Raw genomic sequence first — 12,977 nt, forward strand, 5'->3', positions numbered from 1 at the left:
CTACCCGGCACTCGGCGGTCAGGCGCTCTGGCGTTCACTCCAGGAATCGGAGTGGATGATGTTGCCGTCCACGTAGGTCCAGGTGACCTTCTCGTAGCGCAGTTCGATTTCCTCCAGGTGGCCGTGTTTCTCCTTGCCCGTGTCCTTCACGTCGTGCATTTTCGGGGCGACCTTCACCACCTTGACGCCCTCCAGCCTGGTGGTGAAGTACACGACTTCCTGGCCGGCATCGTTGATCCGGTACCATTTGAATTCGGCACTCTTGAGGTTCTGGCCGGTGCTGACCGCCTTGTACAGGTAAGGGGTGGACGCATCGATTTCCTTGGCAAAAATGAACGGGGTATGCACGCGCGCCCCCGTCAGCTTGCCGGTGTTGTCGTCGGTCGGGATTTTCACGCTGTGGTCCTGGGCGATCACTTCGATGCTGCCTTCGCGGCCCTGCACATCGACCGATCCCTTGATCTCGGCACCACCATCATTTTGCAGCCACAGGTAAATCGGGATTGCCATGTGAAGCTCCTTCTCTGGGTCATGAATATCGCGCTAGGCGACAGGGGATTGCCTGTTCGATGCCGTGGCCGGGAGCGCACAGGCCCCCTGGGCAGGGACCAGGCGAATATCGACGCGGCGATTGAGCCTGCGTCCTGCATCGGTGTCGTTGGTGGCGATCGGCTGGCTGGCGCCGAACCCCTGCACCGCCAGGCAACTGTCGGGGATGTCGCCCACGCGCTGGATCCAGTCACGCACGGCAGCGGCACGGGCCTGGGACAAGCGCAGGTTCTGCCCGGCCTCGCCGGTGGCATCGGTGTGCCCGCCGATCACGATGAGCCAGCCCGGCTGCGCCTTGATGCCGACCAGGGCCTTGGCCAGCACCCGGGTCGACTCGGGCTTGAGCCGGGCGCTGCCTGAACTGAACAGGGACAGGCTGTCCAGGCGTATCGGTTCGCTGGCAAGCGGCGTCCCGGTCGACGAGCGATGATCGGTAGTCAGCTTCAACAGTGGCACGCGCAACGGCTCGCCCCTGTACAACCCCAGCCCCAAGGCCCACGGTACGCCATCGCGGTAGTAGCTCTGCAGGCGCTGCGCATCCTGGCGCAATAACGCCAGGGCCTCTGCAAGCCAGGCATGTGATTGAGCGTCATGCACCCCCGACTGGGACATGGACAAGTGACGATGCAGGTCAGCGCCGACCTGGCGTAGCAGCCGATGGTTCTGCCAGGCCGAACTGAACAACGCGACCAGCGCAGCGAGCGCGAACAGCCACACCGCCGCCGCCCTGACGCGATGCACGGGTGTCGTCCTGGCATGGGTGGACAACAAGGGCAGCAGCGGATCCGGGAACGGCAACAGCTCATCCGATACAGGCGAGGTGCTGCGGGCATCCAGCAAGGCGGTTCTTTCACGCAGCCATTGCTGCCACAGGCTATCGTCCTGCCTACCTGGCAGCACCGGAATCTGGATGACGCCACAGACCGCCGGCGAGCCCGCGCGATAGCGATCCTCACCGGTCGTGAAGCGAGGTTGCACCACCCGGCTCAGCCAGGCCACGCAGCTGTCCAACTGCACACAGGCCTGCACCCGCCGGGCCTGGGCACGAAGGTCGTCGGGCCGTCGTTGCCACTCCTCGAAGCTGGAGCAGGCACCCGCCTCATGCACCCGTGGAGCGCGCTCGGCAGCCGCCCAACTGAACCAGGGACCCTCGCCGTGGGCAGCCTGCAGATAACTCACCAGCATGAGCGGCAGCGCAGCCCCCCGTTGGCGAAGCAGTGCCAGTTGACTGCCCATGGCACGCACACCCGCCGTGAATACCGCCTCGTCACGATGTTCGCCGGGGTTGCAGACAAACATCACGCAAAGCTGACGACGCCACGCCGGGCGCAAGGCCGCCAGGTTGGCGATCATCCGCGGCAAATGCTCCGGCCGGGCGACCCGCACATAACAGCCCTGCTCGACAGTGCGCAGCGCCAGATGGTTCGGGGGGATGTCGCCGAACAACCCTGTCAGCCCATCACCACACACCAGCACTATCGGCTGGCGATAGCCTGCCGGTGGCAGGACGCTGTCGCTGCTGGCGGCCAGGCCCGACGACGGATGCAGCGCCGCCACCGGCTGCCGGCCCCGACGCCAGACCAGGGCAAGCAGCACGATGACACCCAGGGCAACCACGACCCGCATCCCGTCAGTCAACGGCAGCAGCATCGTCAAAGACAGGGTCAAGGCGCTCGCCCATAGCCAAAGCGCCCATGTCTGATAGCGCGTCATCTGCGTCTCACTCCAGCACCGGCAACACGGTGGAGGCCACCTCATCGAGCCATTGGTCCAGCCCCCACCAGACCGCAAGAAGCAGCAGCGCCACCAGCAGGGCATGAAACAAGGAGGATTGCAGCCCAGTTGGAAGACGCCTTCGCTGACCGATACCCGTGCAGGTGTCCAATGCGTGGCCAAGCGCCAGGGGCGCCACCTGAGCATCGAGCGCGGCCAGCACGCTCTTGCGCTCGGGATCGTCCGGGTTACGGTAGCGGCCCAGGAAACCCAGCATCAGCACGCGATGGAACACCGTCAGCACCTGCAGATCGGGAGCCGGCTCGCGCAGGACTTCGCGCATTTGCTCATAGAGAAACTCGCCCGCCTGGTGCTGATTGAAAAAGCTGGCCTGCAACGGCTTGTCGGCCCAGTTCGCATGGGCCTCGCCCTGGGCGTGGTGGAGCATGGTTTCGTCCAGCAGGGCACACTGGGCATGGCTGATATGATCGATGTTGCGCTGGCTCATGCCGGTTTTTTCGAGCGCCTGGCGAACGGCTTCGACCTGCCGTGCGCCATGCTCACGCAGTTGGGTGCTGTTCCGTACCGATGCGCCCTGGCGCAACTCCACCACCAGCAGATAGCTATCCTGCATCAGGCCGTCGACAAGCGCGGCGGCCATACTGTTTGTCTGGTTCATGTGCGTAACACCGCGAACAGTTCGAGTTTTATGTCAGCCAGGGTGCTCGGCACGTAGAAGACAAAGGTGCCGGCCTTGAGCATCGCCTGGCCCTTGTCGTGCCGAAGATCGAGGACGAAGTACTGGTTCTCCAGCCGCAAGGGAATGGCGGCAGGCACGTGACTGAGCGCCTGCAGGGGGACACCGTCCAACGCGGCATTGACCAGTCGCCTGACCTCATCCGGTGCTCCCACCTTGCACAGCCTGGGAAACTGCCCCTGCAGTTGCGCAGCCGGCAGGCTGGAACGCACCGACAGGTAGAAGTCGGCACCGTCGGGCTCCAACAGGCGCGTGTCATTGATCCGGACCTGCCAGTGGTTGGCGGCACCCGTCTCCAACGCCAGGGCGATGACCCGCGACGGCAGGCTGGCAGCCAGCAGACTGGCGATGGTCTGCATCAACGGCGGGAACACGGTTTCGAGCTGTTCGTGCCGATAGGCAGGAATGGCGTCGAGATCGTGCTCCAGAGAAAACGTCAGCAGGCTGCCGGCCAACCGCACCAGTTCCAGATAGACCTGCTCAGGATGCCGCTCGGGGTGATCACGCAGATCAGCCAGCACCGGCTGATAGCTGTTCAACGCGTTCAGCAGCCAGAACAGCGACACATCGGCCACCGCGAAATCGGCCATGCGCTGGTTGCTCTCGCGGCGCATGTCCATCAGGCGCTGACGCTTGGCGGACATCTGGGTCAGGAGGTTCTCCAACTGCACCAGCAGCCCCGGATGGGCGGCAAAACTGAGCAAGGGCGGTATGTAGGCCAGGTCCAGGCTCCAGGCCCCCTGCCCGTCTCGCACCAGCCGAGCGACCGGGCAAGTCAGGTAGTCGGCGTTCTCATCATGCCCCAGGCGCAAGCTCAGCATCTGCTCCAGAACGCCGACCGACTGCACCTCATCGGCATAGATGTCCTGCACCTGGCGCCAATCCTGGCGATAGCGCACCGGCCGGTCGGCCCTGGCCCCGTCGAACAGGCAGTTGTTGCCGTTGGCCTGCTCCAGCGGCAGGGCCAGCAACAGACTCACCTGCTGGAGCTCGGCGGGCAGCAGTTGCGCCAACTCGAGGGCGGGAGGCAGCCGATCCACGCGGTCGGTGTCGACCAGGCTGCCGTCGGGCAGACGCACCTGCAACCGGGTGGCCTTGAGCTTGCCCAGTCGCAACGCCTGTTGGTCGAAGGCCACGGCGCGCACGCCCCAGGGATGCACCAGCGACAGATGGGCAAGGTTTTCGTTGGCCCAGGCCTCCCAACGCGCCTGCTGCTGGAATTGCTGCGGAGACAGCAGTACACCCGCAGCCCAGAGGGGACGGTCGATTTTCATCCGGTAGTCTCCCTGCCAGGTCGTCAGGCTTTCGCCTTGGGCATCTGTGAAACCAGCGACAGGTTGACGTCCATGCCTTCGACCTGGAAATGCGGCACGGCATAGAGTTTGACGCGAAAGAACCCCGGGTTGTCCTCGATATCCTCGACGATCACCTGGCCCTCGCGCAGCGGGTGCGAGGCCTGCAACTCATCGCCCGGGTCGGTCATCTCGGTCACCAACCCGCCCAGCCATTTGTTCAGCTCAAGCTCGAGCAGGCGACGATCCTTGGTGGTGCCGATGTTCTCGCGCTGGATCAGCTTCAGGTAATGGGCAATGCGCGACAGCAGGAATATGTAGGGCAGGCGCGCGTTGATCCGGCTATTGGCGGTCGCATCGGGGGTGTCGTACACCGCCGGTTTCTGGGCCGAGTTGGCCGAGAAGAAACACGCATAGTCGCGATTCTTGTAGTACGAAAGGGGGATGAAACCGAGGTTGGCGAATTCGAACTCGCGGGTTTCCGGGATCATCACCTCAGAAGGGATCTTCACCTGGTTGCCCGTGCCCAGGTCGTACAGGTGAATCGGCAGCTCGGTCACCGCGCCGCCGGACTGGGGCCCGCGGATCTGCACGCACCAGCCATTGGCGACGAAGCTCTTGACCATGTTGGCCGCAAAGGCGAACGAGGCGTTGGTCCACAGATACTTCTCGTGGTCGGGCCCCTTGACGTTCTCGACGTAGTTGAAGCTGCGCACCGGCACGGTATCCGGCCCGTAGGGCAGGCGGCCCAATACCCGCGGCATGGTCAAGCCGATGTAACGGGCATCGTCGCTTTCGCGGAAGGACTTCCAGCGGATGTATTCGGCGCGATCGAAGTAGTTGCCAATGTCCTTGATCGCCGCCACTTCCTCCATCGACTCCTTGCCGAAGAAAGCCGGGCCCACGGCGCCAATGAATGGCATGTGGGCAGCCGCAGCGACCTTGGAGATATTGCGCAGCAGCGTGATGTCCTGCGGGCTGCGATCGAACTCGTAGTTGGAAATGGCTGCCGCGATCGGCTCACCACCCGGCGTGTCGTATTCCTGGGTGTAGGCATGGATATACAACCCGCTCTGGGCGATCTCCGGCGCATCCTCGAAATCCTGCACCAGGTGATCCTTGCTGATATCCAGCAATTCGATACGGACATTCTGGCGGAAATCGGTCTGATCGATCAGCGACTTCACCCCGCGCCACGTCGACTCCACACGCTTGAAATCGGCATGATGCATCACCGCATCCAGTTGTCGGCTGATCTGCCAGTCCAGCGCAGCGATATGTTCATCGAGCAACGTCCTGTCCAGGCGTTCGACTTTCTGCGAGGAGCTTTCGAGCAGATCGAGAAAGACACTGACAGCAGCCGTTACACGCTCATCGGTGGAGACCTCGGACAAAGCCTCGCTACTCTGGAATGTTTCAATGCCGGTCAACGTCTCAACCGGGTGCAGATTGATCTTGTCGAATAACGCGGCATATACGGTTTTGTTTTCTTCAGGCAACACTACGGCGCCGTGCGATTGCACGTCGGAATGATCTGCAGGCATGGTGAAACTTCCTTTTTAACCTGAGTAACCGAGATTTTTATTGGGCGTTCAGCGCGAAGAGTTCGGTCCGAAGTTCATGACTCAGAGCCTCATCCTTTAGAATTCGCTCCAACTCGCGCCGGAAGGTCGCGTTATCCAGCAGATTCGACTTGAGGTCACGCAGAAGATTGCGCATGGCCAACAGCCGACGCAGTTGGGGAATCTGGCGTGCCACCTGCTCCGGCTCGAAGTCCTTCATGCAACTGAATTGCAAATCAAAGCGGGTGTCGCTGGCGTCACCGGCAAGGGTGTTCTCCACCGTCAGCTTCAAGCCCGGTGAAAAATCGGCGAGGACGCTGTCGAAATTGTTCCTGTCGATGTCGATCCTTGCCCTGTCACAGAGGGGTTGCTGCTCCCTGCCGTTACTGTAGTCGCCCATCAGCATCAACTTCAGCGGCAATTCGACTTTTTTCTGCGCCCCGCCCGTATGCAGGTCCAGCCTGATATTCACCCGAGCCTTGGGTACTTCATTTTGAAAACTACTCGCGGCCATGATTTCTCCAGATGGCAACAGCAGATACCATTATTCAATTCAAATGGAATGTGAGTTCGTTAAAGGCCATGTACGAAATCACTTGAAACCTGTCTCTTGGTCAGGCGAGCCGTCCCCTGAAGTTAGGAAAATTCTTCGCCCCTCCCAAATACAATGAGTTATCCAGTAAAATCTTTCCATATTCAAAAATGCGTTAAGGAAATTTCACTGGACCTTTAGGAAATCACCTACAGCTTTTTATAGAGACACATCAATACAAATAAACCGAAAACACATCGTAAACCTCTGTATAAACAGGATATTCCAGAAGTAGCATCTAGCCATTACTGGCAAATTCTCGTCACACGCCAAAATCAGGAAGCGCCGCAACGCATCAGGTGGCAATCGACGCAAACTCAGTTTCTCGATGACCCCCATCAGTTTTTCAAATTGCCCCTTCCGGCGCGCAATGGCTTAATTAGAGCTTTGTCATGGAAGGCTCCCCACATGGAAAACGTTAGGACTTCAAGCGCTCATGCCGTCTGGCTGATGGTCAGCGTCGTGTTGGTCGCGCTCAATCTGCGACCGTCGATGGCCGCGGTCGGGCCATTGCTGTCGGCGATACGCGGCGATATTCCACTGAGTTTCAGCGCCGCCGCGCTGCTGACCATGCTGCCGGTGATGGCCATGGGCCTGGCGATGTTTCTCGGTATGCGCCTGGCCCAGCGCTTCGGCGAACACCGCACCATTGTCCTGTCGCTGCTGGTCATCGGCCTGGCGACCGCCTCGCGGCTATACCTGGACAGCACCGCCGAGCTGATCCTCAGTGCGGTCCTGGCCGGCCTCGGCATCGCCCTGATCCAGGCGGTGATGCCGGCACTGATCAAGTCCCGCTTCAGCAACAACGTCTCGCTGTTCATGGGCGTCTATGTCACGTCGATCATGGGCGGCGCGGCGATCGCGGCATCGTTCTCGCCCTTCGTCCTGGCCCAGACCGGCAGCTGGCGGATCAGCCTGGCGATCTGGGCGGTGCTGGCCCTGGTCGGGCTGGTCGTCTGGTACGCCCAGCGTTCGGCGGTCCCGGAGTTGCCACAGGCGCCGGGCAGCAGCCAACGGGAGTCGTTCTTCAGCAACTCGCGGGCCTGGCTGCTGGCGATCTTCTTCGGCCTCGGCACCGCCTCCTATACCTGCGTGCTGGCCTGGCTGGCGCCCTACTACGTGGAAAAAGGCTGGAGCGAACAGAGCGCCGGCCTGCTGCTGGGCCTGTTGACGGCCATGGAAGTGGTCTCCGGCCTGGTGACGCCAGCCCTGGCCAACCGCAGTCAGGACCGCCGCCTGGTGCTGGCCGTGCTGCTGGCCCTGATCATCGCCGGTTTCTGTGGCCTGATCCTCAGCCCGCAACACTTCACCCTGCTCTGGCCATGCCTGCTGGGCCTGGGGATCGGTGGCCTGTTCCCGATGAGCCTGATCGTCTCCCTCGACCACCTGGAAGACCCGCGCCGCGCCGGTGGCCTGACCGCTTTCGTGCAAGGCATCGGCTATCTGATCGCCGGTCTGTCGCCGCTGATCGCCGGGGTGATCCGCGATCAGCTGGGCAGCTTCGAATGGGCCTGGTGGTCGCTGACCGCCGTGATGGCGGTGATGATCGTGATGGTGCTGCGCTTCAACCCCAAGCACTACGAGCAGCATATCCGATAGCGATCAACGGCCCTTCCCGCCTGGCCGACTGGCCTGGGAAAGGGCCGCGCCCCCTGTCGACTCCCCCTGCCCCACCTGGCTGCCCTCGGGCCCCAGGCTGGGGCATCTGCATTCCGTCCTGGAGACGCTCATGAAACAAGTCGGTTTCGCTGCCGCCCATTGGGGCATGCTGGTCTGGGCGCTGCTGATCGCCGCGTCGTTCTTCGCCGCCGCCGAAGTGGGCCAATCGATCGACCCGATCCTGTTGACCGGGTTGCGCCTGCTGTTTTCGGCGCTGCTGTTCCTGCCGCTGTTGCTTCTGAACAACAAGTCCCCGATTTCAGCCAGGGGGCTGCTGGCACATGCCATCCTCGGCCTGTTGCTGGCGGGGTATTTCGGTTCGCTGTTCGAAGCGCTGCGCTACACCACGGCGGTCAACACCGCGACGCTGTACACCCTGGTACCACTGATGACCCTGGGTTTCGAAGCCGTGCTGCTGCCCAGCGCCAGCCTGAAAACGCGCCTGCTGCCGATGGCCCTCGCGGCGCTCGGCGCCGTCCTGCTGATTCTCAAGGGCGCGGCACCTGGCGAGTTGCCCACGCCGTATCCGGTGATCGTGTTCAGTATCGGTTGCCTGGCGATGGCGCTCTACTCGCCCCTGAGCCAGCGTTTCAAGGCCGGCGTCCTCAAGGGTCGCGACCCGGTGGCGATGACGTTCTGGAACATGCTTTTCGGTGCGCTGTTCCTGCTGGTGTTCTGCGGGTTCAGCGGTGGTTGGCGCAGCGGGGCGCTGCTGACCGGGCGGGATGTGTTCTGGCTGGTGTACCTGGCGCTGTTCGGCACCCTGGCGACCTTCTGGCTGCTGCACCGGGCTATCGGAGTGATCGCCCCGTCGACGGTGATTTCCTACGTCTACCTGAATACGTTGTTCGTAACCCTGTTCCACTGGTTCTGGCTGAGCCAGCAACCGACGCTGGTGGAAGCCGTCGGTGCCGTGCTGGTCGCTGTCGGCATGGGCGCATTGGTGCTGAGCAGCCGCAGCGCCAAGCCGGCCCTGGCCTGAGGGCCTCAGCGTAACGCAGAGCCCCGGGGCATCACCGGGGCCCAGCGTTCCAGTTGCCGCTCGAGGAACGCGGCGACAGCCAGCAGGCGCTCCTCCTGCCAGTGCGGCCCCACCAGTTGGATGCCGATCGGCAAGCCGCTATCCGGATCATGGCCGGCACGAATGACCACCGCCGGCGAGCCCGACAGGCTGAACGGGAACACGAAGGCATACCGATCACGATCCGCCAGCGACTCACCGTGGGCAAAAGCCACGTCCGGATACACCGGGCAGATGAACAGATCGTGCTCGGCGAAGAACTTCGCCAACTGGTAGCGGAAGGTATCGATGGCGATCCAGTCGCGCTTGAGTTCATCCACGCTCAGTTCGACCTGCTCGCTGCGTCGCACCAGTTCCGCCGTGGCCGGGGTGTAGGCCTGCTTGCCCATGGCCTGGAACAGCCGCTGCCAGCCACGGCCGGCATCCGCTCCGGTGATGAATACCCGCCAGAGGATATCGCAGGCCTCGTCGAGCATCGTCGGCACCGCCGGGCTCACTTCAGCGACCACTCCCTGCAGGCATGCCTCGACCCGCTGCAACACCTGCTTCACGCCGGCACTGACCTGGGTCCGCTCGGACGCCCAGGAAATCGCCACGCGCAACTCGCCCAGTGGCTTGCTCTCGGCGAACGGCACGTCGACCGTGTCCGGGTCCTGGCCATCGGCGCCGCTGATCAACGGCCCGAGCAACGCCAGGTCGTCGACATAGCGACCCATCACGCCAAACGCCGAAGTCAGGTGGAACAGCCCGGAACGGTCGTTGGGAAACTGCCCGGTCAGGGGCACTCGCCCCTGGGTCAGCTTGAGCCCGCAGATGCCATTGAAATGCGCAGGGATGCGCACACTGCCACAGGCGTCCGAAGCCAAGCCGGCCGGCGAGCAACCGGCCGCGATGGCAGCCGCTTCACCGCCGCTGCTGCCACCGGCGGAACGTTGGGCGTCATAGGGGTTGAGGGTGCGCCCATACAGCAGGTTCTCGGTTTCGAACGCCATGCACAGCTCGGGCACGTTGGTGATGCCCAGGATGATCGCACCCGTCTCACGCAACCGCGCGACCACCGTGGCGTCCTGCTCGCTGGGCTCACCGAGCAACTCTTCGAGGCCGCGCGACATGCGAAAACCGCGCACGTGGCAGACATCCTTGATGGTCAGCGGCACGCCGTGCAGCGGGCCGAGGAAAAGCCCGCGGCTGGCCAGTTCATCGGCCTCCCTGGCCTGGCGCCGCAACTCGTCAAGGGACTCGAGCTGGATCAGGGCATTGATCGCCTTGTTACGCTCGGCGATCCGTTGCAGATAGAACTCCAGCAACTCGACGCTGGTCAGCGCGCCACGGCGCAGCAGGCCGGCCATCTCCCGCAGGGTCAAGGTATCCGGGTTGAACATGCTCAACGCTCCGCCTTGCTGCGCAGCAGCTTGTTGGGAATCTGGTACATGTTGCGCACCACCAGGGAGAACGCCTTGACCCCAAGCTTCGGCCGCCGGGCGATGGCCTCCAGGGCCTCCTCGGTCATCGTCAGCACGTGACGCAGTGCCTCGGGCGTGATGTTCAGGGGCGGATAGAAACGCAGTACCGGGTGCCGGGCCTTCTCATTCATCGAGTGCCCGGCATGAATGCCGCGCTTGCCCAGCTCCATGCTCATCAGCGCCTCGTACACCGAGCCACGCAGGCGCAGGCCAGTCATCAGCCCCACGCCCGGCACATCCTCGACGATCTGCGGGTAGCGCTCGGCCAGCCGTTGCAGGCCGTGGCGCAACAGGCCGCCGTTGATCCGCGACTGCTCGACCAGGTCGTGCTGCTCGATATAGTCGATGGCCGCCAGCGCCGAGGCACAGGCCACCGGGTGCCCGCCATTGGTGCGCTGGTCGGGCTCGATCTCGGCCAGCGGGAACTGTCGGCTCAACCGCTCGCTGTACATCGCACAGGCGAACGAGGTGTAGCCGCCGGTCAGGCCCTTGGAGAGGATCATGATGTCCGGCACCACTTCGTCGTACTGCACGGCGAACCACTTGCCGCAACGCCCGAAGCCGGTCTGGATCTCGTCGGCCACCAGCAGGGTCTCGGTCGCGTCGCACAGGGCGCGAATGTTGGCCATGTAGCCCACCGGCGGCACCTGCAGGTGCGCACCACCGAGAATCGGCTCGACATACACCGCGCACACGCCCTCGCCCACCGCTTTCTGCAAGGCGGCGAAGTCGCCATAGGGCACATAGGTCACTTGCGGCGCATGGGTGCCGTAGCTGCGATGGTGCTGTTGCTGGCCGAGAATGCTCATCGCCGCCAGGGTCTTGCCGTGATAGGAGTCGCCCATCACCACGATGCCGCGACGGTTGCGCTGGACCTTGAGCACATAGCGCAGGCTCTGCTCGATGGCCTCGGCACCCGAAACCATGTACTGGACATCACCCCACTCGCCCGGCACCAGGTCCCGCAGGCGCTCGGACAAGGCATGCTGCAACGGATGTACGCGCCCTTCCGGAACCCAGGCCATGCGATTCAGTTGGTTCTGCACCTGCTCGCGAACCAGCGGGTTACGATGGCCGACGATGAACACCCCATAGCTGCAGGCACAGTCGATGAAGCGCTTGCCGGCATGGTCGGTGACATAGATGCCGTCGGTGTGCTGCTCGACGCTGGTCTTGCCCAGGCGATAGAGCTTGGCCGCCGAAGCACTCCAGTGACGCTGGCAATCATCCAGCAGTTGCTCATGCGGCAGGGTTAAGGACATGGCTGAGAGTCTCCTTGATGATCTGGGCGGCACGTTGGATGGGTTCGGGACGAGCGGTAACCGGGCACCGCAGGATCAGTTCGCGGCCGCGCGGCACGCTGACGTAGACCCCGCGGTCGTAGAGGATCTGGCACAACTCGGCCGGCTTGAGATCGCCCGCCAGTGGCAGGCTGACCCAGGCGCCACAGGCCACCGCCCCGAGGGGGGCCAGCGTCTGCGCCAGCAGCCGGCCGTTGTCCAGGCACTGCCTGGCACAGTCATGCTGGCGTACATAGTCGAGGGCGGTCAGTGCGGCCACGCAGGCCATCGGATTGCCCGCCGTGGTGCTGCCATGTTTCGCCGGGCTGCTGCGACCGTAGACCTGGTAGGCCATCTCTTCGCTGCAGGTGTAGGTACCGATGGGAATCGCCCCGCCGCCCAGGGCTCCGCCCAGCACGACGATATCCGGGGTGTTCTGGTAGCGCTGGAAACCGAACAGCTGGCCCAGGCTGCCCAGGCAGGTCTGCACGTCCATTGCGATCACCGGTGCCGAGGCCTTGGCGGCCCGGGCATACAGCTGATCAAGCAGCGACTGCTCGATCAGGCGCAAGCGACCGTTGTCATCGATCACCGTGCTGGTGTGGCAGACCGCAAAGCAGTCGGCCCAGTCGACCTTGTCCAGGTCGGCGACCTGTCGGATCGCCACGTGCCTGAAACCGAGGAAATCCTGGATCTCCTGATAATCACGCGATGCGCTCAAGCACCGGCCATAGCTCAAGGAGCCATAGTCGCCGCCCTGGATGAAGACGATGGTGTTGCCCTTGGGCTTGAGGCCCTTGCACAGCTTCAAGGCGCCTTCGAAGGCTTCATCGCCGGAGCTGCAGACGTAGGAGCTGACCAGCGGCGCGGGCAGCAGCTCGGCCAGGGTTCGGCACAGGCCGATCAGCGGTTCAGACATCAGCACCCGGTTGGACAGGCCCATGATGCCGGCCTGGCGGCTGACCGCGTCGATCACCGGCGGCACCTGGAAACCGAAGCCGCCGCTCAGGTCGACGACCTTGCGACCATCACCATCGGTGTAGGTCTCGTACTGGCCAGTGATGATCAGTTTGTCATTGGTCTTCATAA

General features: G+C 63.2%; 11 protein-coding genes. 2 read left to right on the forward strand and 9 right to left on the reverse strand.

Translation table 11 applies throughout. The features are described from left to right. Nucleotides 1-18: 18 nt before the first annotated feature. From AC6I6U_RS22620 to tssB, 6 genes are read right to left on the reverse strand one after another with little or no spacing between them, the layout of a single operon-like run. Nucleotides 19-510 carry an Hcp family type VI secretion system effector gene (locus AC6I6U_RS22620; RefSeq protein ID WP_497878252.1) on the reverse strand — a complete coding sequence of 164 codons (492 nt, stop codon included), beginning with the start codon at nt 508-510 and terminating at the stop codon, nt 19-21. A gap of 33 nt (nt 511-543) precedes the next feature. Continuing rightward, the gene (locus AC6I6U_RS22625; protein WP_497878253.1) at nt 544-2,217 is read right to left on the reverse strand and encodes an OmpA family protein; all 1,674 of its coding nucleotides are present in this window, start codon (nt 2,215-2,217) and stop codon (nt 544-546) included. A gap of 52 nt (nt 2,218-2,269) precedes the next feature. Then, the gene (gene tssL / locus AC6I6U_RS22630; RefSeq protein WP_497878254.1) at nt 2,270-2,941 is read right to left on the reverse strand and encodes a type VI secretion system protein TssL, short form; all 672 of its coding nucleotides are present in this window, start codon (nt 2,939-2,941) and stop codon (nt 2,270-2,272) included. After that, the gene (gene tssK / locus AC6I6U_RS22635; protein WP_497878255.1) at nt 2,938-4,293 is read right to left on the reverse strand and encodes a type VI secretion system baseplate subunit TssK; all 1,356 of its coding nucleotides are present in this window, start codon (nt 4,291-4,293) and stop codon (nt 2,938-2,940) included. The genes tssL and tssK overlap by 4 nt, the downstream gene beginning before the upstream one ends. A gap of 23 nt (nt 4,294-4,316) precedes the next feature. Then, complete coding sequence (gene tssC, locus AC6I6U_RS22640) at nt 4,317-5,855, reverse strand: type VI secretion system contractile sheath large subunit (RefSeq protein ID WP_497878256.1); 1,539 nt, start codon at nt 5,853-5,855, stop codon at nt 4,317-4,319. Between the two features lie 37 nt (nt 5,856-5,892). After that, nucleotides 5,893-6,387, reverse strand: a complete 495-nt coding sequence (gene tssB / locus AC6I6U_RS22645) for a type VI secretion system contractile sheath small subunit (RefSeq protein ID WP_497878257.1) — start codon at nt 6,385-6,387, stop codon at nt 5,893-5,895. Between the two features lie 486 nt (nt 6,388-6,873). Here tssB and AC6I6U_RS22650 point away from each other — a divergent pair, with 486 nt between their 5' ends. Together AC6I6U_RS22650 and AC6I6U_RS22655 are read left to right on the forward strand one after the other, a co-directional pair. Beyond that, nucleotides 6,874-8,064, forward strand: coding sequence for a cyanate transporter (locus AC6I6U_RS22650; RefSeq protein ID WP_497878258.1), 1,191 nt, complete (start codon nt 6,874-6,876; stop codon nt 8,062-8,064). 130 nt (nt 8,065-8,194) lie between these two features. Beyond that, nucleotides 8,195-9,106: a DMT family transporter gene (locus AC6I6U_RS22655; protein ID WP_497878259.1), complete on the forward strand. Its 912-nt coding sequence runs from the start codon at nt 8,195-8,197 to the stop codon at nt 9,104-9,106. 5 nt (nt 9,107-9,111) lie between these two features. Here the strand turns inward: AC6I6U_RS22655 and AC6I6U_RS22660 are convergent, their stop codons facing one another. From AC6I6U_RS22660 to AC6I6U_RS22670, 3 genes are read right to left on the reverse strand one after another with little or no spacing between them, the layout of a single operon-like run. Beyond that, entirely contained in the window at nt 9,112-10,527 is a 1,416-nt protein-coding gene (locus AC6I6U_RS22660; protein ID WP_497878260.1) for an amidase, read from the reverse strand. A 2-nt stretch (nt 10,528-10,529) separates the two neighbouring features. Continuing rightward, on the reverse strand, nt 10,530-11,870 hold the full coding sequence (locus tag AC6I6U_RS22665; RefSeq protein WP_497878261.1) for an aspartate aminotransferase family protein: 1,341 nt from the start codon (nt 11,868-11,870) through the stop codon (nt 10,530-10,532). Further along, complete coding sequence (locus tag AC6I6U_RS22670) at nt 11,848-12,975, reverse strand: aminotransferase class III-fold pyridoxal phosphate-dependent enzyme (protein ID WP_497878262.1); 1,128 nt, start codon at nt 12,973-12,975, stop codon at nt 11,848-11,850. Before AC6I6U_RS22670 ends, AC6I6U_RS22665 begins: the two co-directional genes overlap by 23 nt. Nucleotides 12,976-12,977: the final 2 nt, after the last annotated feature.

This window comes from Pseudomonas sp. UTLPPB19802, assembly GCF_059730225.1.

What these genes read in the sequence shown, in the direction of transcription:
- tssK (WP_497878255.1), bottom strand. Translation starts at nt 4,293, where the DNA reads ATGAAAATCGACCGTCCCCTCTGGGCTGCGGGTGTACTGCTGTCTCCG.
- AC6I6U_RS22665 (WP_497878261.1), bottom strand. Translation starts at nt 11,870, where the DNA reads ATGTCCTTAACCCTGCCGCATGAGCAACTGCTGGATGATTGCCAGCGT.
- AC6I6U_RS22655 (WP_497878259.1), top strand. Translation starts at nt 8,195, where the DNA reads ATGAAACAAGTCGGTTTCGCTGCCGCCCATTGGGGCATGCTGGTCTGG.
- AC6I6U_RS22620 (WP_497878252.1), bottom strand. Translation starts at nt 510, where the DNA reads ATGGCAATCCCGATTTACCTGTGGCTGCAAAATGATGGTGGTGCCGAG.
- AC6I6U_RS22660 (WP_497878260.1), bottom strand. Translation starts at nt 10,527, where the DNA reads ATGTTCAACCCGGATACCTTGACCCTGCGGGAGATGGCCGGCCTGCTG.
- AC6I6U_RS22650 (WP_497878258.1), top strand. Translation starts at nt 6,874, where the DNA reads ATGGAAAACGTTAGGACTTCAAGCGCTCATGCCGTCTGGCTGATGGTC.
- tssL (WP_497878254.1), bottom strand. Translation starts at nt 2,941, where the DNA reads ATGAACCAGACAAACAGTATGGCCGCCGCGCTTGTCGACGGCCTGATG.
- AC6I6U_RS22670 (WP_497878262.1), bottom strand. Translation starts at nt 12,975, where the DNA reads ATGAAGACCAATGACAAACTGATCATCACTGGCCAGTACGAGACCTAC.
- tssC (WP_497878256.1), bottom strand. Translation starts at nt 5,855, where the DNA reads ATGCCTGCAGATCATTCCGACGTGCAATCGCACGGCGCCGTAGTGTTG.
- tssB (WP_497878257.1), bottom strand. Translation starts at nt 6,387, where the DNA reads ATGGCCGCGAGTAGTTTTCAAAATGAAGTACCCAAGGCTCGGGTGAAT.